Raw genomic sequence first — 17,706 nt, 5'->3', positions numbered from 1 at the left:
GTTATTCCTCCTGAATGATCGGCTGATCAAGGTCATTTTCGAAAGCGGTAAACAATTTAATCCCGGAATCAAAGCAATGCTTTTTAAAGCCATTGGGAATGTTTGACGTAGTTATGATGGTCTGTGCTTCACAAAGATCTGCCAGATGATACAAGGAACGCTTGTTGAATCTGGAAGATTCAAATAAAAAGATTACTTCATCACTTTGCTTTTTAAGATGCGTATACAGATTTGTGATTTCGTTGATGGAGATCATCAGGCCCTGTTCGAACGATACCGCATCAACGCCCACAAATGCCTTATTAATGTACAGCGTATCCAGGAAATGATCGGAAGCTGTTCCATAGTAGGCGTGGATTCCGTTGACATTGTAGAGCTGTCCGCCGAGCGAGAACAGCGTAACGAATGGTACGGAAGACAGGCACACGGTGATATAAAGGCAGTTCGTAATCACAATTACATGGGAAAGTTGCCGGCTCTTTTTCAACTCGTCAGCAATAAAACAGCCAAAGTCATCTCCGCCGAGGAAGATGATGTCTTCATTTTGGATATATTGTGTACAAAGTGCAGAGATTTTCAGCTTTTCTTGAGAACGCGGGACCGGACAGCTAAGCTGCAGTGCTGTTTGTTTGGGTAAAGCAGCGGGGGATTCCTTCAGAACTGCACCGCCGAACTGCCGTACCAGAAAGCCTTCCTGTTCAAGCTGTTCAAGATCCTTGCGAATTGTAACTTCTGTTACATGAAGCAGTTTGGAGAGCGAAGAAACTGTGATCCTTTTATGTTCCAATAGCTGTTTGCGAATTTCATTTTGCCGTTCAGTTACAAACATATCTTCTCCTAAATGGAAATTTTATTATTAATTACAGTAAGTATAGTATAGCAAAAGAGGAAAAAAAACACAAGTATTCGAAATGAAAACAAAACAAAGTACAGGTATTATGTGATATAAAACAATAAAAATAAGAAAAGGAGAAACAAAACAATGAAAAAAACAATGAAAAAAACAATGAAAAAAACAATGAAAAGAGCAATGACAACCATCGTGACATTGGGACTGGCAATGGGGACGGCTTTTTGCGTACAGGCTGCAGAAGGGGAGAAACTAGTTGGCGTATCCGTATCAGATTACTCGAACATTGGACTGCGTCTGCTTTGTGATACGATCGCAGAGAGACTGACAGAAGCAGGATATTCGGTAGTAGAATTGGATGGGAAAGAGGATCAGGCAGTTCAGATCGGTGATATTGAAGACATTATCAATCAGGGGGCTGAAATGATTATTTGTGCAGCTGTTGACTCTATTGGTATTCGGCCGGCTGTTGAGGCGTGCAATGCGGCTGGGATTCCGTATCTGAATATAAGCCAGTTCCTGGATGATTCACTGCTTGATCAGATTGCGGGTGATATCACCGCAGATAATTATTCAGCGGGATATACTCTTGGCGAAATTATGGCTGAAGATCTGGGTGGAGCAGGCGATGTTGCTATGTATACGTTTAATTCATCCTTCGTTTGTGCAAACCGTTCGGACGGTTTTCGAGATGCGTTGAGCCAGTATCCGGAAATTCATATAGTAGAAGAGTTTGATGGTCTTGATGTTGCTGTTGAGTCTGGCCTTAAATTTGCTGAGGACTGCCTCCAGAAATATCCGGAACTGAAGGGCGTCTTTTGTGTGAACACAAACATTGGTGTAGGTGTGGCAGCCGCTATGGAATCAGCAGGAAAGAGCGGGGATACCTTTGTTGTTAGTATTGACGGGTACGAGGGTGAGCTAAAAGCTATGGCAAATGGTTCTCTGGATGCCACTGCAATCTATCCAATGCGTGAGATGGCTGATATCGCCTCTGAGTATGCGCTTACTATTCTTGAAACCGGTACAACTCCGGATAAGCCGGAACTGAATTTCACCGTTGTTACAGAAGAAAACTACGAAGAACTGAAAAATTACTGGAACTAATTTTGGCTGTGCTTTGAGGGTATGCTCATACTGGGGCGGCAAAGAGTTGCTTTGCCGCCCCAGTGCTTCAAACGAGGAGAACACGACATGAACGAACACAAGATTTTGGAAATGAAGCAGATCAGTAAAAGTTTCTCTGGTGTCCAGGTTCTGAATAATGTTGACTTATCTCTTTATCCAGGAGAGGTTCGGGCTCTGGCTGGAGAAAATGGTGCCGGCAAATCGACACTGATGAAGATTCTCGGCGGAATTTACACAAAGGATACAGGGGAGATATACGTTGACGGAAAGCTTCAGGATATTTCATCTGTAGAGGTTGCAAAGGAGTTGGGTATTGCTATTATCCATCAGGAGATCGTTTTGGTTCAGGATATGTCTATTGCAGAGAATATTTTCCTGGGCAGAGAACATTCCGCTGGATATGGACTGGTCAATTTCAGAAAAACATATGAAGAAACACAAAAGCTGATTGACAGACTGGAAATCAGGGGGGTTACTCCGCAGACAATGGTAAAGGAGCTGAGTATTTCTCAGCAGCAGATGGTCGAGATTGCACGTGCACTTTCTACAAATGCAAGAATCATCGTAATGGACGAGCCAACCTCTTCATTGACTGACAGTGAGGTCACTAAGTTGTTTGAACAGATTAGACAGCTTAAAAAAGATGGTATTGCGATGATTTATATCTCTCATAAAATGGACGAAATTTTTGAAATTGCGGATCGTATCACAGTCATGCGTGACGGATGCCATATTATGACGGAGTCCATTGCAGACACGAATTACGATCAAATCATCCGCAGTATGGTAGGACATGAGATCACCGACTATTATCCTGAATTCAGGGCACAGCCGGGGGATGTCATTCTGGAGGTAAAGAATTTAACAACAGACCGGGTCAAGGATATTTCATTCTCGATTCGAAAGGGAGAGATTCTGGGACTGTCCGGACTGGTAGGAAGCGGCAGAACTGAGCTGGCAGAGGCATTGTTCGGTATTGATCCGATTCATTCCGGCGAGATTTTGCTGAATGGGGAAAAGATTTCTGCCTTATCTCCAGAGGAGGCAATCAAAGCTGGCATTGCAATGGTACCGGAGGATCGCAAAGACAAAGGTCTGTTTTTAACGAATACAATCAATTTTAATATGACAATCACTGTGATCGATCGATTGATCTCAAAGCTGATCTGTAATAAAGAAAAAGAAAAGAAGATGCTTGATTCATATATCAATCAGCTGCATATAAAAATGGCCAATTTGGAGCAGAATGTAATTGAGCTGAGCGGAGGAAATCAGCAAAAAGTGGTTATCTCCAAATGGCTGGCAACAGAACCGAGTGTACTTATTTTAGATGAGCCGACCCGAGGAATAGATGTAGGCGCGAAATCAGAGATCTATCATCTGATGGTTAAGATTGCCGAAATGGGTGTGCCGATCATTATGATTTCATCGGAACTGCCAGAAATTATGAATCTGAGTTCAAAAATTGCAGTTATGTGTGAACGAAAGCTGGTAAAGATATTTGACCTAGCAGAGGAAACACCAACACAGGAAACTATTATGCATTATGCCACAGGAGGTTATCGAAATGAAAAAAAGTGACACGGGAAATTTTGCACGGAACAATCCAGTCGGACGTTTCATCAGCCGGAATGCAATGATTCTATCCGCGCTGATCGTGATGGGTATTGTGCTGTCTCTGATCAGCAGTTCGTTCTTTTCCAGTGCAAATGTGTTATCTGTTTTACGACAGGCGAGCACCAATGCGATTTTGTCGATGTCAATGGCAATGGTATTAATCATAGGATGTATTGATCTTTCTATCAGCAGTTCACTGGCTTTAAGCGGCGCGTTATGTGTCATTATGATCAACAACGGGGTTCCGATTTATTTAGCGCTTGCAGTGACTCTGGTATTTGGAGCTTTTTGCGGGCTTCTCAATGGTGTTATGGCAGCTTTTACCGATATCCCGCCGTTTATCATTACGCTGGCTACGCAGCAGTGTTTCCGAGGAGCAGCTTACCTGCTGACCGATGGCCGAACTATTATGTGCTACGACGACACTTTTACAAAGATCGGTGCTGGCAGCTTTCTTGGGATTCCAGTGCCGGTTGTTATTGTTCTAATCGTTCTTGTTATTGCTGCTATTATTCTCAGCAAATCCAAATTCGGAAGAAGAATGTACGCGATCGGCGGCAATAAATCAGCGGCTGTTTATTCCGGTATCAAGGTTAAAAAAGTAACTGTGATCGTATACGTGCTTACGGGAACCTTGGCTTCTCTGGCAGGTATTGTGCTTTGCTCGAGAACCTATTCTTGTCAGCCGACAGCCGGTACCGGATATGAGTGTGACGCGATCGCAGCAGCTGTTCTGGGCGGCGTCAGCTTTAATGGAGGCGTTGGTACGGCCGGCGGAGTTATGCTGGGGTCACTGGTTATTGCTTTTTTGAATAACGGCCTGAATATGCTGCATGTGCATGCATATTGGCAAACTATTGCAAAAGGTATTGTTATTCTGATCGCTGTTTTCTTTGATACCATGAAGGTTGAAAAGATGAGAGGAAGAAAGGTATAAGGTAGAAACTATGAGAGCAGTTTTTGTTGAGAAATATAATCAGTTAGCTGTAAAAGATGTTCCGGTTCCGCAGATAAAAGCGAATGAAGCGCTGGTCCGAATGGAGATTGCTAATATCTGCAGCCAGACAGATACACATATGCTGCAGGGAATCTATGACTGTGGCAAGAAACCGCCGTTTATTCTGGGACACGAGGCTGCCGGACAGATTGTAGAGGTTGGTGAACTGTTGAAGGGACGTTTTCAAGTCGGTGATCGGGTGGCCTACAAAGGAATGTATGGCGTGATGGCTGAATATGCAGCCATTCCGGAAAATGAAATGGTTAAGATACCGGACACGGTCAGCTATGAGGCAGCTTCTATGTTTGAAGTCTCTGCCTGTGCTTATGCACTGATCAGACAGACTGTGCAGATGGGAGATAAGGTGCTCCTGATCGGCCAGGGCTGTGCAGGGCTTCTGGGGACTATTTTTGCAAAGATTGCAGGAGCTGCTCAGGTCATTGCAGTGGATATCAATGAATATAAGCGGATACTTGCAAAAAAATACGGCGCTGACGTGGTGCTTGATCCTGCGCAGGCAGACTATGAGGAACAGTTGAGCAGGCTGTCCGGGGGAAAAGGGTTTGATGCAGTGGTGGATTTTGCAGGTATCCCGTCTACCATGAATTCCTGTGTTCAGTGGATGCGAAAGCAGGGAAGAATCGGGATGTTCGGAGTCAACTGTAAACCGTTTGCTTTTGATTTCTTTCAGCTGCATGACAAAGAAGGAGTGATCTATACTGCCGGACATGAGTACGATTATAATGAGATTCCGTACAGAAAAATGTTGGATTTTACGCTTTCCGGACAGATTGACCTGCATGATTTTGTCACGCACAAAATCAAGCTGGAGAATGTACAGAAGGGATTTGACATGATACGGGACAAGGATGAGACCGTGCTGCGTATTGGCCTGATTCCGTGATAAGAGAAACTAAAAATGAGAGAATACTATGAAAACATGAGTGCTGTGCAGCTGCGTGAATATGTGGGAGATATTTCTCAGCTTGCCAACGCGCGCGAAGGAAGGCTGACCGACGGACGTTCGGACGGTATGCGGAGGCAGAAAAAGGGCTTGCACATTATACACCTATGAAAAAACGACAAATGGATACCAGGAGCAGGTATTTTGTCTGGCTTTCAATGATTGTGGGGAAGATCGTTCCAAACAGGGACAGGAATGACTCATGCGAGTCACACCTGTCCCTGAAACTTTTATTGATAAAATAAAATATATAATATGGAATTTTTGCGGCAAAATTAAGAAATCCTTTCGTGACAAAATGCAAGTTTGCTATTATACTTAGGAAAGAGAAGGAAATAATTTGAAGGATTGTGATCGTTTGATTCGGAAGATTATTTCAGAAAAATCATTTATGATATTACTTCAGAAAATGGTTCAGAAAAGGGATTCAGGAGATCGTGTTTATGAAAGTGTTGGAAAAGAACAGACAGAAGTTACGGTTAATTGGCGTGATTATGCTGGCAGGATTTGTGTTCCGTGTGGGGGGATTTTCAGGAGTACATGTATCGGCAGCAGAGAGCTTCGGCTATTTTGACGAAGCGGGAAACTGGATAGAGGGTGTTCCAGGGGAATTAGAAGATTTGGAAATGATGGATGGTGAATCTTATGAAGAGCCATCGTTGGAAGTGGATACACCAGAGACAGAGGCTGTGAAAAAAACAGGAAGCTATAAGTCTGCTGAGGGATGGTCTGTGGATGATTTTGCCAGCACAGAGGAGAAAACCGTATATAAGCTGGATGGATATGTAGGGACGGAAGGGACTTCGACGATAGCCTGCAGTTATCTTGATACAAACTATTCTGTACTTGAGTATGAACAGCTTCGCGATATGCTGACGAATAATCTGTTGTACAGCAATGTCAATGCACAAATCAGTGCGAGCGCTGTTTATACGAATGCAAAGGACTATCTCTATATTCTTCTGGTTGATGATACTGCACAGGATTACCGGAATATATACTGTTATGCAGTTGGTGATTATCGCTGCTTCTGTGTAGAAGTGAAAGAGTACCGGACTGAGGCAGAGCAGCTGAGGGCACAGGGAGAGAAAACACCGCAGGAAGCCGGTCAGGGAATTGCGGAAAGCTTTGTCTGGAATGCGTAAGAGGAATGCCGTATGATTCAGGATTTAGGGACGCATAGATTTCATAATGAATATTGTGAGACGGCAGCGGATGGAGAAAGTCGGGTGATCTGCTGCAGAGGGCGGGAGATTTTCGTGAATTGTAAGGAGGATCGGATTTCCTTTCTGACTTATGCCCAGGTTATCAGCTGTTTTCCCGAGCTTGCAGGAAAAGAAACGTACTTGTTTTCGATTGATGAGGTGACTTACTTTCTGTTCCGCGGACAGCCGGGTGAATTCCTTTCGGAAAGAGCGGATGATGTGTTTCAGGGATTTTCTTGGGAAAAGCCGGAGCGCATGCGTACCGCGTTGCCGCGGGAAATGGCATTTGCAGGCGTGACAGGAATGCAGCTTTCCAGCTGGTACAAAAGCAGGAGATATTGTCCTTGCTGTGGGAGTGCACTAGAGCATAGTACGAAAGAGCGTATGCTGTACTGTCCGAATTGTGGACAGGTAGAATATCCTAAGATATGTCCGGCTGTCATTGTTGGCGTGATACATAAAGATAAGATTCTTCTAACCAAATATGCAGGCAGGGCATACACGAAATATGCTCTGATTGCCGGATTTACTGAAATTGGTGAGTCTATCGAAGACACCGTGCGCCGTGAGGTGATGGAAGAGGTTGGACTTCGCGTAAAAAATATCCGCTACTATAAAAGCCAGCCATGGTCATTTTCAGATACACTGCTGATGGGATTTTTCTGTGAGGTGGACGGAGACGATACCATTCGTCTTGATGAGACAGAGCTTTCTGTAGCAGAATGGCATGTAGCGCAGGAGGTGCCGGAGGATGACGGCGTTAGTCTTACAAGGGAAATGATGCGTGTATTTAGAGAGAAAATGATATTTCGTTAAGAATCAAGAAAAATCTTAAAGGAAATGGAACAGGAATAAAAAATTATAAACGAATCGCCGCAGATATTGATTTTGTCTGTGGCGATTCGTTTCGTTTCTTTATATAAATAATATAAATATAAAAACATTTATAAAATTTGGTTTGGCGGTTTCGTCTTATTTATAAAAGTTCAAGCACAACAGCCTGATATCCCTGAAGCTGAGCCACATTGCCATTTAGATTCAGCTGTGGGTAATTGTTCGCAAGGATGCGAAATTGATCAGCAGGTAAGCATACATCCTGCGGTTCTTTCTGATAGTTTGCCAGTATGAGCAGCGTCTGCTGTTCACTTTTTCGGAAAAATGCCATCAGATTTTTCTGTTCCCTCAGATACGGAAGCATTCTTCCGTATACGATAGTCTCTTTGTAGTCAGGATTTTTACGCAGAGCAATCAGCTGTTTGTACCAGAAAAAAACAGAGTCTCTGTCATGGAGCTGGGAAGCAGCATTGATGGAAACATAATTGGGGTTTACCTGTAGCCATGGCGTGCCTGTGGTAAAGCCTGCACAGGGGGCATCACTCCACTGCATGGGAGTACGGGCGTTGTCACGGCTGTACATAGATACTGCTTTTAGTGCTTCTGCTTCAGAAAGTCCGGCATTGAGTGCATTTTGATATTCGTCGAGTGAGCTGATGTCGTCTACCTCGTCAATAGAGCTGAAACGTGTATTTTCCATGCCGAGTTCCTGTCCCTGATAGATGAAAGGAATACCGCGCATCATAAGGGTGATGGCGCCAAGCATTTTTTTGCTTGTATCATTGATCTCTTCATTGGCCAGATAATAACTGACACCGCGCGGTTCATCATGGTTTTCAATGATGTTTGCATAAAAACCAATATCCTGAATTGCTTCCTGCGCATCAAAGCAGCAGTTTTTATAGTCTTCCGGTGTGATAGGTTTCCGGTCATACCAGCCTTTATCGCTTCCGCCAAAGCAGGTAGTGGAAAAATCAAACATGGTGGAGAAATGACCGTTTTCTCCTATGAATTCTTCCAGTTCTTCCGGTTTCGCGTTGAATACCTCGCCTACGGTGAATGCATCGTACTGTGCGAAGGTCCGGTTTTTCATTTCGTGCAGGAAGGTTCCGACGCCCTGCGCTTCTTTTAGCATATTGTGAATGGCGGACAGGCCGTCGGGCCGGTCAATTGGATAATCATGGAAGGGCAGTGTTTTTTTAATATTGATGATTGCGTCAATCCGAAAGCCGCCCAGACCTTTATCGAGCCACCAGTTAATATTTTTATAGACTTCTTCGCGTACCTCCGGATTTTCCCAGTTCAGATCCGGCTGTTTTTTATGGAAAACATGCAGGTACAACTTGTCCGTCCCGGGAAGGGGTTCCCAGCAGGGGCCTCCGAAATAAGACCGCCAGTTGCAGGGAAGTCCTTTGGAGGCGTCTTCCAGATAAAAATATTTTCCATATTTTCCGTTCGGGTCCGCCATTGCTTTCCGGAACCATTCATGTTCGTCAGAGCAATGGTTCACAACCAGATCCATTAAAATTTTAATGCCGCGTTTTTGCGCTTGCTCAATCAGCTCATCCATATCTTCCATTGTCCCGAATTTCGGATCGATCTGATAATAGTCTGCGATATCGTAACCCTGGTCAGCCAGTGGGGAAAGATAGATCGGGGAGAGCCATAAAATATCAATACCGAGTTCAGCGAGATAGTCCAGTTTCTGTATAATTCCACGGATATCTCCGATTCCGTCTCCATTCGTATCATAAAAACTTTTCGGGTAAATCTGATACGCAACTTTATCATGCCACCATTTTTTTTGCATCGTAGGTCCCTCTTTTCTGATAAATTTATGCAGGTAATTGCATAAGACTGTTCCACAGTGATAGCTTTGTTTTATACTTTATGATAAATAAAGTATAGTGTCATTCGGAACGAATGTCTTACAATTATGTGATTAAAAACTACGATATTTTGACTTTTTTAGGCGGTATTGCAGTGGTGTGGTTCCGGTTTGGCGGCGAAATTCCCGAAGAAAATTTCCCAAATTAAAGAAACCGCATTCCAGGCAGATTTCAGTGACCTGCATGGAGGTATCTGCAAGCAGGTCCAGCGCGCGGCGAATCCGGTATTCGTTTATGTATGCAATCGGAGAGGAACCGGTCATTTTTTTGAAAAAGCGGCAAAAATACTGTTCGTTCAGGTTTAAGATGGCAGCCAGATCATGAATACATATTTTTTCCGTATAGTGTGCATGAATATAAGAAAGCACGGTCTTGATGTTTTCGACGTTTTCATTTTTCGGATTCTTGGTCTGACAGAGCAGATTGTTTTCTGCGAGATATCCGAGAATATTCAAAAGAGACGCTTTGGCAAAAATTTGCGGTACCGAAGGATCTGGAAGCGTCTTGGAGGCGTCAAGGCGGGCAATCAGTTTTTCGTATTCAGAAGATATCGCAGGATAGCAGGCCATGGAAGGCGAAATCGTACGCGGGAACAGAAGGTTTCCATGTGCGAGCGGCAAAAGCAGACGGCTTTGTGCATCATCGTTCGAGAGGAAGTTGAGCATATAGGGGGAGAATACAACGGCAGATTCCAGACAGCATTCGGTTCCGTGAATCTGATGGAGCTCCCCGGAATGGACAAAAAAGAAACATTCTGAGTGAATTTCATAATGCTCTGTATTGATTTCAAGTGTGAAATGGCCTTCTTTAAAATGAATGATTTCGAGTTCCTCATGCCAGTGCAGGGAAGTAAAAAAACTGCGTGTAAACGAATCAGCATGATAACAGGCACAGCGAAACGTCTGGCTCCCATGCGTGTGTTTCTCTTTTAAGGAGAGAGGATTTTGTGAATACAAAGCGATTTCCTCCTTTGGGGATTGTACAAATCCAAAAAATTCGTAAGTTTATGATAACATATCTAACTTGAGTTCACTATCTATTTGTATTATAATTATAACGAAGTACATTTCAAGATATGGTCTTGATCAGACAGGAAGGATTCCATATGTACAAAGAAAAAATTGATGCTTACATTGACAGCAAGAAAGATGAGCTTCTGAACGATTTGATGACTCTGGTGCGGATTGACAGTCAGAAGGGAGAGTCGTCGGAAGGAAAACCATTTGGAGAAGGGCCGGCGAGGGTGCTTCAGGAGGCAGAAAAGCTGCTGCAAACATACGGTTTATATGTGAAAAATTATAATAATTACGTGGTGACAGGAGACCTTTTTGAGGGAGAAAAGGGCCTGGATGTGCTGGCGCACCTGGATGTTGTTCCGGCGTCAAAAGACTGGACTGTGACACAGCCATTTGAACCGAAGATTGTCGACGGCAGGATCTATGGCCGTGGAACTGCGGATGACAAAGGACCTGCGGTTGCTCTGCTTTATGCGATTCGGGCAATCAAGGAACTTGGGATTCCGATGAAAAAAAGTGTACGCATTGTGCTTGGCTCTGACGAGGAGTGTGGCTCCGGTGATCTGGCATATTATTACAGCATTGAAAAAGAGGCGCCCTATACGTTTACCCCAGATGCTGATTTCCCGGTGATTAATATTGAAAAGGGACGTCTGGAGGCAAGCTTCCATGCATCGTTTGCGGATGGACTGAAGCTGCCCGGGATTGTCAGTCTTGCAAGCGGCGACAAGGCAAATGTTGTGCCGCAGCGTGCGGGCATGGTGATTGGCGGCCTTGAGAAAACAGCGCTTGCTGCATGTGCAGATAAGGTGACGGCTGAAACAGGAGTAGCCTTTACACTTCGGGAAGTTACAGAGGAAATACTGACATCTCAAATAGAAGAGAATATGAATGCAGAGTATGTCCGGGACACCATGGACGAAGCGAAAAAAGACTGTGATTCCGCAGTTTTCTTTTTCGTGGAGGCACGGGGGCAGGCAGCACATGCGTCTACTCCGCAGGAGGGGAAAAATGCGCTGACAGCGATGCTTCGCCTGGCAGCAACGCTCCCGCTTGCAGAGTCTGAGGGCTTGCAGGCTGTGAGGGCGCTTGCAGAACTGTTTCCATATGAGGATACCTGTGGAAAAACACTTGGGATTTACCGTGAGGATGAAGAGTCGGGTGCTGTGACACTGTGCTTCAGCATACTGCGCTGTACGGCCCATGGGCTGTCAGGTGTTTTTGACGCCAGGCTGCCGGTTGGGTGTACAGAAGAAAATACGAAGGTTCCAGTGAGAGAGAAACTGGCAGCGCGCGGCATTTGTATGGATGACAACCAAATGGTAAAGCCTCACTGTGTGCCAGGCGATTCGGATTTTGTAAAAACACTGCTTGGAAGCTATGAGCGGTATACCGGAATCAAAGGCGAACCCCTTTCCACTGGCGGAGGTACCTATGTACATGCGCTGGAGCGGGGCGTGGCATTTGGATGTATGGTACCGGAGGTCGATAATCATATGCATGGGGATGATGAATTTATGGTGATTGAGCAGCTGGTTCTGAGTGCCAAAATATTTGCAGATGCGATTATTAAAATATGCAATGAGCTTGCATAGCTGAGTGGAATGCGCAGTATATACCGTAAATAGAATAACAGGTTCCGGAAATCGGTTCCAGCAATTATAAATGAAACTCCGGCGAATCTTATACTGTGGATGAATCCGGAGGAAAAGGAGAGGGTCATGATGAAAACACCAAGTACAGCAGCACTGGAAAAAATCTACGGAGAAAGCGAGGTAAGCCGGAAACGTTATGAGTCACTGGCGGAGAATTTTGAGAAAATGTTCCATTCAGATAAAATGGAATTCTTTACAGCTCCGGGAAGAACGGAAATTGTCGGCAATCACACAGATCACAATGGGGGAAAGATTCTGGCGGCTAGTATCAGCATGGATACGATCGGAGCTGCATATCCAAGCGGCGACGATACTGTGACGATTGTCAGCGAGGGCTATGCCGGAAAGGTTGTCATTGATCTGAAGAAACTGGCGGATGTGCCGAAGAACAGAGGGACACTTTCTCTGGTGGCCGGTATGCTGACAGCAGCAAAAAAAGCTGGCTTCCAGGTGGCAGGTTTTAATGTCTATGTTTCGACAGAGGTGATCAGTGCGGCAGGCGTGAGTTCCTCCGCTTCTTTTGAGATGCTGATCTGCTCGATTGTCAATTACTTTTTCAATGAAGGAAAGATGCGCTGCATTGATTATGCAAGACTTGGTCAGTATGCAGAGAATCATTACTGGGATAAGGCGTCAGGTCTGATGGATCAGATGGCATGCGCAGCGGGAGGAACAATTCTTCTTGACTTTTCAAAAAATGATGAGGAACTCTGTGAGCAGGTAGATTTTTCTTTTTCACAGATCGGATATGATCTGGTTATTGTAAATACGGGAAAAGGCCACGCAGATCTGAGTGAGGAGTATTCCAGTATCCCGCAGGAGATGCGGCAGGCGGCTGTGGCAATGGGAGCAGGTTTGCTTTATGAACGGGATCTGGATACGCTGCTTCAGAATCTGTCAGAAATTGACAACGATCGCGCAATCCTGCGCGCGCTGCATTTCTATGAGGAAAACAGACGCGTGGACGAGGCATATGCGGCAGCGAAAGCTAAGGATGCAGCAGCATTGCTGAACGCCATCGAAGCGTCAGGGCATTCGTCCTGGGAGTGGCTGCAGAACTGCTATACCCTTCAGGATTATAAGGAACAGAAGATCACACTGACGCTGGCACTGACAAAGCTGTTCCTTGACAGGACGAAAAGAGGAGTATGCAGGGTGCATGGCGGCGGTTTTGCGGGCGTCATCGCATGTGTGTTGCCGAAAGAGGAGACACAGGATTATATGAATTATATCTCCGGTTTTGTGGGTAAGGAAAATGTATATCCAATGAATATCCGTCTGTTTGGAGCAGGACACGTGGAATAATTTGCGATGCTGACAGAGGAAAGTAATCTGCTGGAAAGGATTTCTGGATAAAAAGATAAGGTCAGATCATTATAAGTCCCGGCTGAAGTCATATTTGATGTTCAGCCGGGACTTTTTGTGCACAGGCGTGGCAGAAGAAATGCCGCTTAGTCGGACAACAGGCGGATTCCTGAGATATCTGAAGCAATCATCATGGAATAATTCGTGTAATATACGACAAAACCGGGCTTTGCTCCATTTGGTTTTTTGACGTGCTTTTTTTCGATATAGTCAATCTCTACTTTTTCCGCGCCGCGGTTTTTGGAATAATGGGCGGCAAGCCGTGCAGCTTCTTCAAAGGTCCGATTCCGGCAGCTCTTCACCGCGGGATTTTACGATCACATGAGAACCGGGCGCTCCTTTGGCGTGGAACCACCAGTCGTTTCCGGAGGCCAGCTTGAAGGTCAGTTCATCGTTCTGATAATTGTTTTTTCCAACATACATATCATAGCCGTCTGAGGAAATATAGTGAAACGGCGTGGATGTGATTTTTACTTTTTTTCCAGTATATTTGCGGCGAATGTAGCCGGCATCGGTCAGCTCTTCTTTGACCTGTACGAGATCTGCCTCAGACAGGGCCATGTCCATGAAGGTACAGATGGATTCGAGCTGTGTGATCTCAGCCTGTGTTTCCTGAATATGTTCGGAGAGCGCTTCCCAGGTACGTTTTAGTTTGTTGTATTTTTCAAAATATTTTTTTGCATTTTCCTGGGCGGTCATGGTGTCGTCAAGCGGAATTGTGATCATTTCGTTTGTGTAATAGTTCAGCGCTTCCAGCTTTTTGTCCCCTGGTTGTGCTTCATAGCCATAAGTGTTCAGCAGTTCACCGTAAATCCGATACTTATCGCGCTTTTCCGTATCTTTGAGCTGGCGGCTTTGGAGCTCATATTTTTTGCGGCAGCGATCCAGTGCTGTGGTTGCAATGCGGCGCAGGTCTGAAGATTTCTGGCGGATGCGTGTCACCGTATTTTTCATGGCGTAATACTGCTCCAGCATGGAAGAGGCGGAAGCGAACGGAACACATTCCAGATCCCGGTAAAGAGTCAGCGGTATGGAAGAAAATTCAACCGGAATATGGTTTTGATCGTATATAATGGATGGCGCAAAATTGGCGGCCTGGACTTCTTCCATCATCAAGGAAAACTGGCGATACAGGTGGAGCTGGGCCAGTTCTCCGATGGAATTTGCGCTCTGTGCGGATTCCAGGCAGGCACGGTGGCAGACTTCCTCTGCGATGACCGGGCTGATGCCAGTATAGGTCGTATAGATCGCTTTTGCCAGCGGCATTGGTTTGGAAAACACAGTACTGCGAAATTCCTGTTCAGAGGAAGCAAGCGGGTCGCATTTTTCCTGCGTCATTGCGATAAAATATGGACGTCCAGGAAGTACCTCGCGCACGGAGCTGGTCTGTGCAGAAACGTGCTTGATGCTGTCCAGAATCATGCCCTTATCGTCGCAGAAAATGATGTTGCTGTGCTTGCCCATCAATTCCACAACCAGATCTTTGTGGCAGAGGTCTCCAAGCTCGTTAAAATGCTCGATTTCGAAATGAATGATCCGTTCAAGGCCTGGCTGCCAGATGCGCATCAGCTTTCCGTTGCCGATGTGCTTGCGCAGAAGCATACAAAAATTCGGTGCAGTCATCGGGGACGGTTTATTTCCTTCTGTCAGGTAGATGAGCGGGAGGCTGGCGCTTGCCGAGAGAAGCAGTCTGCGCTGGCCGGCCGGTCCTTTGAAGGTCAGCAGAAGTTCATCCGGTTCCGGCTGTGCAATTTTGCTGATTCGTGACCCTTTTAACTGTTCGCTTAATTCTGAAACAATATTTGAAATGACAATTCCGTCTAATGCCATAGAAAAGCCCCCTGTTCTGTTGTGAAATAATTCTCTTAACCTGCCCATCATATCAGATTAAAAAAGAAAAGACAATTGTCATTGACGGTTTTTCACCGATCGTTTATAATAAATTCAATATGGACACTTATGCCCGGAGACTATTTCGGGCTTTCGTATGTGCAGGGGCACATGCGAAAATGAGTTGCTGCGGCAGCTCGTACGCGCGAGACAGTCGGGAGAAAATTTTCACTGCCCGATTTCAGGAAGATTTTTTATAGACAGACAGATTCCGGTCAGGAGAGGAAAGGAAAATGATTAAGAGCATGACAGGCTTTGGTAGATGCGAACATCACCAGGGCAGCAGGAAGTTTACAGTTGAGATGAAAGCGGTGAATCACCGCTATTTTGACGTAAATATCAAAATTCCAAAGAAATTCAGTTTTTTTGAGTCAGCGATTCGCATGGAGCTGAAAAAATACGTCCAGCGTGGAAAGGTTGACGTATTTGTTACATATGAAGATTATACAGAAGAAAATGCCTCGCTGAAATACAATGAAAGTATCGCGGCGCAATACCTGAAATATTACGCTCAGATGGCGGAAGCCTTTCATCTTGAGAACGATATCCGGGTTTCGACGCTGGGGCGTTGTCCGGAAGTCTTTACGATGGAAGAGCAGGACATTGACGAAGCGGAAATCTGGGGAGTGCTCGGCGAAGCCCTGAAGGGGGCGTGCAGTCAGTTTGTGGAAGCGCGGGAACGTGAAGGGGAAGCTTTGAAGCTGGATATCCTTGACAAATTGGAGAGAATGGAAGAAAATGTAACTCTCGTTGAAAAACGCTATCCAGATATCATTGCAGAATACCGCAAAAAGCTGGAAGATAAGGTAAGAGAACTTCTCACAGATGCACAGATTGATGAAAGCCGCCTGGCGTCAGAGGTCGTACTTTTTGCAGATAAGATCTGTACGGATGAAGAGACGGTGCGTCTGCGCAGCCATATTCATACCATGCAGCAGGAGCTGCGCGCAGGAGGTAGCATTGGACGCAAGCTGGATTTTATCGCGCAGGAAATGAACCGCGAGGCAAATACGATTCTCTCAAAAGCAAATGATCTGGAAACGTCCAATATTGCAATTGATCTGAAAACGGAGATCGAAAAGGTCCGTGAACAGATTCAGAACCTGGAATAATTTGGAGGACCACATGGCAGATTTGGTCAACATTGGTTTTGGCAATTATGTAAATACACAGAAGGTGGTTGCTGTAGTCAATCCGGATGCTGCGCCGATCAAGCGGATGGTGCAGAATGCACGCGAAGCACAGAAAGTGATTGATGCGACGCAGGGTAGGCGCACGAAGTCAGTGCTTGTGCTGGAGACGGAACAGATCGTTCTCTCTGCGATGCAGCCGGATACGATAGCCAGAAGATTTGCCGCTAATATAATGGCGGAACAGGATATGAAGGGAGAAGAGCAATGAACAGAAGGGGAATCCTTGTAGTGGTTTCCGGTTTTTCCGGGGTCGGAAAAGGTACGCTTATGAAACAGCTCACAGAGCGTTACGGCTATTATGCACTGTCTATATCCGCGACGACACGCGCACCGCGGGAAGGCGAGGAGGATGGACGGGAGTACTTTTTCAAGACAAAGGAAGAGTTTGAAGAACTGATTAGGGAAGACCGGCTGGTTGAGTATGCATGTTACTGCGGCAATTATTACGGGACGCCGCGGGATTATGTGGAGGACCAGATGGATCAGGGCCGGGATGTGATTCTGGAGATTGAGCTTCAGGGCGCTTTGAAAATCAAAGAAAAATATCCGGAGGCGCTTCTGCTGTTTGTCATGCCGCCGGATGCCGCGACATTGGTGGAGCGTCTGAACGGGCGCGGTACGGAAGCGCGGGATGTTGTCCGGGAGCGGCTTGCAAGGGCGGTCGAGGAGGCGGCCGGAGCGGTGCAGTACGATTATATGATTATTAATGATGAATCTGGAGCAGAGTGTGGAAGAGGTACACTATCTGATTGACAGCCAGCATAATAAAATAAGCCGGAACCTGGATTTTGTAGAGCAGGTCCGCAAAGAACTTATCACATTTTCGAAAGGAGAATTATAATATGTTGCATCCATCTTATTCTGATTTGATGAAAGTAGTAAACAGTGAGGTAGAGGAAGGAAATGAGCCGGTCGTAAACAGCCGTTATTCGATTGTTCTGGCAACAGCAAAGCGTGCGCGCCAGATCATTGCACGCCAGTCCAAGGACGATCTCGATGTGCTGGTGGTATCTAAGCCGCTCTCAAAAGCAGTTTCAGAATTAAATGAAGGAAAGATCAAGATTGTTCCGGAGGAAGAAAAAGAAGAAATACAGGCCGAAGAA

General features: G+C 45.5%; 15 protein-coding genes and 2 pseudogenes. 13 read left to right on the top strand and 4 right to left on the bottom strand.

Features of this window, described 5'->3' with window-relative positions; translation table 11 throughout:
• Position 1: 1 nt before the first annotated feature.
• Positions 2-829, bottom strand: a complete 828-nt coding sequence (locus tag AC6I2O_RS14030; RefSeq protein WP_120393066.1) for a DeoR/GlpR family DNA-binding transcription regulator — start codon at positions 827-829, stop codon at positions 2-4.
• A gap of 153 nt (positions 830-982) precedes the next feature.
• On the opposite strand from AC6I2O_RS14030, the gene AC6I2O_RS14025 reads away from it, so the two are divergent.
• The 7 genes from AC6I2O_RS14025 to nudC all read left to right on the top strand — a co-directional run bounded on the left by AC6I2O_RS14025 (position 983) and on the right by nudC (position 7,577).
• Positions 983-1,957: a sugar ABC transporter substrate-binding protein gene (locus AC6I2O_RS14025; protein WP_120393067.1), complete on the top strand. Its 975-nt coding sequence runs from the start codon at positions 983-985 to the stop codon at positions 1,955-1,957.
• Positions 1,958-2,044: 87 nt separating this feature from the next.
• Positions 2,045-3,559 (top strand): sugar ABC transporter ATP-binding protein, encoded by a 1,515-nt coding sequence (locus tag AC6I2O_RS14020; RefSeq protein WP_497742997.1) that lies wholly within the window; start codon positions 2,045-2,047, stop codon positions 3,557-3,559.
• Complete coding sequence (locus tag AC6I2O_RS14015; protein ID WP_497742996.1) at positions 3,546-4,532, top strand: ABC transporter permease; 987 nt, start codon at positions 3,546-3,548, stop codon at positions 4,530-4,532. Before AC6I2O_RS14020 ends, AC6I2O_RS14015 begins: the two co-directional genes overlap by 14 nt.
• Before the next feature lie 10 nt (positions 4,533-4,542).
• Positions 4,543-5,496, top strand: a complete 954-nt coding sequence (locus tag AC6I2O_RS14010) for a zinc-dependent alcohol dehydrogenase (RefSeq protein ID WP_120393070.1) — start codon at positions 4,543-4,545, stop codon at positions 5,494-5,496.
• A 15-nt stretch (positions 5,497-5,511) separates the two neighbouring features.
• A complete protein-coding gene (locus AC6I2O_RS14005; RefSeq protein ID WP_497742994.1) occupies positions 5,512-5,667 on the top strand; it encodes a hypothetical protein in 156 nt (51 codons plus the stop codon).
• Between the two features lie 332 nt (positions 5,668-5,999).
• Positions 6,000-6,701 (top strand): hypothetical protein, encoded by a 702-nt coding sequence (locus tag AC6I2O_RS14000; protein ID WP_120393071.1) that lies wholly within the window; start codon positions 6,000-6,002, stop codon positions 6,699-6,701.
• 12 nt (positions 6,702-6,713) lie between these two features.
• Entirely contained in the window at positions 6,714-7,577 is an 864-nt protein-coding gene (gene nudC / locus AC6I2O_RS13995; protein WP_120393072.1) for an NAD(+) diphosphatase, read from the top strand.
• Between the two features lie 160 nt (positions 7,578-7,737).
• Here the strand turns inward: nudC and AC6I2O_RS13990 are convergent, their stop codons facing one another.
• Together AC6I2O_RS13990 and AC6I2O_RS13985 are read right to left on the bottom strand one after the other, a co-directional pair.
• Positions 7,738-9,405 carry a glycoside hydrolase family 13 protein gene (locus AC6I2O_RS13990; protein WP_120393073.1) on the bottom strand — a complete coding sequence of 556 codons (1,668 nt, stop codon included), beginning with the start codon at positions 9,403-9,405 and terminating at the stop codon, positions 7,738-7,740.
• Positions 9,406-9,537: 132 nt separating this feature from the next.
• A complete protein-coding gene (locus AC6I2O_RS13985) occupies positions 9,538-10,440 on the bottom strand; it encodes a helix-turn-helix transcriptional regulator (protein ID WP_120393074.1) in 903 nt (300 codons plus the stop codon).
• Between the two features lie 149 nt (positions 10,441-10,589).
• Between AC6I2O_RS13985 and AC6I2O_RS13980 the strand changes: the two genes are divergently transcribed.
• A complete protein-coding gene (locus AC6I2O_RS13980) occupies positions 10,590-12,095 on the top strand; it encodes a Sapep family Mn(2+)-dependent dipeptidase (protein WP_497742993.1) in 1,506 nt (501 codons plus the stop codon).
• Between the two features lie 129 nt (positions 12,096-12,224).
• Positions 12,225-13,460, top strand: coding sequence for a galactokinase (locus tag AC6I2O_RS13975; RefSeq protein ID WP_120393118.1), 1,236 nt, complete (start codon positions 12,225-12,227; stop codon positions 13,458-13,460).
• A 146-nt stretch (positions 13,461-13,606) separates the two neighbouring features.
• Here AC6I2O_RS13975 and AC6I2O_RS13970 read toward each other — a convergent pair.
• Positions 13,607-15,350 (bottom strand): annotated as a pseudogene (locus AC6I2O_RS13970) (Rqc2 family fibronectin-binding protein).
• A gap of 293 nt (positions 15,351-15,643) precedes the next feature.
• Here AC6I2O_RS13970 and AC6I2O_RS13965 point away from each other — a divergent pair.
• The 4 genes and pseudogenes from AC6I2O_RS13965 to rpoZ form a co-directional block, all read left to right on the top strand.
• The gene (locus AC6I2O_RS13965; protein ID WP_120393119.1) at positions 15,644-16,522 is read left to right on the top strand and encodes a YicC/YloC family endoribonuclease; all 879 of its coding nucleotides are present in this window, start codon (positions 15,644-15,646) and stop codon (positions 16,520-16,522) included.
• Positions 16,523-16,535: 13 nt separating this feature from the next.
• A complete protein-coding gene (locus AC6I2O_RS13960; protein ID WP_120393077.1) occupies positions 16,536-16,811 on the top strand; it encodes a DUF370 domain-containing protein in 276 nt (91 codons plus the stop codon).
• Positions 16,808-17,444, top strand: a pseudogene (gene gmk, locus AC6I2O_RS13955) (guanylate kinase). Before AC6I2O_RS13960 ends, gmk begins: the two are co-directional and overlap by 4 nt.
• Position 17,445: 1 nt before the next feature.
• On the top strand, positions 17,446-17,706 hold a 261-nt coding region (rpoZ, locus tag AC6I2O_RS13950; protein ID WP_120393079.1), incomplete at its 3' end, for a DNA-directed RNA polymerase subunit omega.

This window comes from Blautia sp. St.27G3 (assembly GCF_059728505.1).
This window is presented reverse-complemented; position numbering and strand designations above follow the sequence as displayed.